Source organism: Mesorhizobium sp. M7A.F.Ca.CA.004.04.2.1, assembly GCF_004022825.1.
Lineage (GTDB): Bacteria > Pseudomonadota > Alphaproteobacteria > Rhizobiales > Rhizobiaceae > Mesorhizobium.
In genome coordinates, this window is the sequence record NZ_RZPH01001360.1 from 1 (window position 1) to 1242 (window position 1242).

1 protein-coding gene is annotated in these 1242 nt (G+C 62.5%); it reads right to left on the minus strand.

Annotated elements, in window-relative coordinates; genetic code table 11:
- Nucleotides 1–1242: 1,4-alpha-glucan branching protein GlgB (glgB, locus tag EN893_RS34555; protein ID WP_128362188.1), on the minus strand; the 1242-nt coding region annotated here is incomplete at both ends.

Sequence of the window (1242 nt, forward strand, 5' to 3'; positions counted from 1 at the left end):
GTTGAGATCGCGCACCGTCTGCCAGACGCCGCGATGCGGCCGGAATTCAAGCAGGTTCCAGTCGAGCGCGCGCGCCTCGCTCCATTCGCGGCGCTGCGCGAACTCCTGCCCCATGAAAAGCAGCTTCTTGCCGGGATAGCCCCACATGAAAGCGTAGTAGGCGCGCAGCGTCGCAAACTTCTGCCAGTCGTCGCCGGCCATCTTGCCAAGCAGCGTGCCTTTGCCGTGCACAACCTCGTCGTGCGAGAGCGGCAGCACGAAATTCTCCGAAAAGGCGTAGGTCAGGCCGAAGGTGAGGTCGTTGTGGTGGTGTTTTCGGAAGATCGGTTCCTTGGAGAAATACTCCAGCGTGTCGTGCATGAAGCCCATATTCCACTTGAAGCCGAAGCCCAACCCGCCTTCATGCACCGGTGCCGAGACCTTCGGCCAAGAGGTCGATTCCTCGGCGATGGTCATCACGCCCGGATGGTGGCCGTAGACCTCCTTGTTCATCTTCTGCAGGAAGCTGACCGCCTCGAGATTCTCGCGGCCGCCTTTCTCGTTGGGGATCCATTCGCCGGCCTTGCGCGAATAGTCGAGGTACAGCATCGAGGCGACCGCATCGACGCGAAGTCCGTCGACATGGTATTTCTCGGCCCAGAACAACGCATTGTTGACCAGGAACGACACCACCTCGCGGCGGCCGAAATTGTAGATCGCGGTGTTCCAGTCGGGATGAAACCCCTTGCGCGGATCGGCATGTTCATAGAGCGCGGTGCCATCGAAATTGGCCAGGCCGTGCTCATCGACCGGGAAATGCGCGGGCACCCAGTCGAGAATAACGCCGACGCCGGCACGGTGGGCGCCGTCGACGAAGCGGGCAAAGCCGTCCGGATCGCCAAAGCGGGCCGATGGCGCGTAGAGGCCGGTCGTCTGGTAGCCCCAGGACGGGTCATACGGGTGTTCGGAGATCGGCATGAATTCGATATGGGTGAAGCCGGTCTCGACCACATAGGGGATCAGCCGGTCGGCCAGTTCGTCCCATGACAGGAACGTACCGTCGTCGCGAAGCTGCCAGGAGCCGGCATGGACCTCGTAGATCGAAATGGCTTCGCGCCGGTGATCGGCATTGCGCCAGAAATTGCGATGCGCCTCGTCGCCCCACTCATGCGCCGGCGGCACGGCCACGACCGAAGCGGTGGCCGGACGCAGTTCGGACTTGAAGGCGAACGGATCGGCCTTCAGCGGCAGCCTGACGCCGTC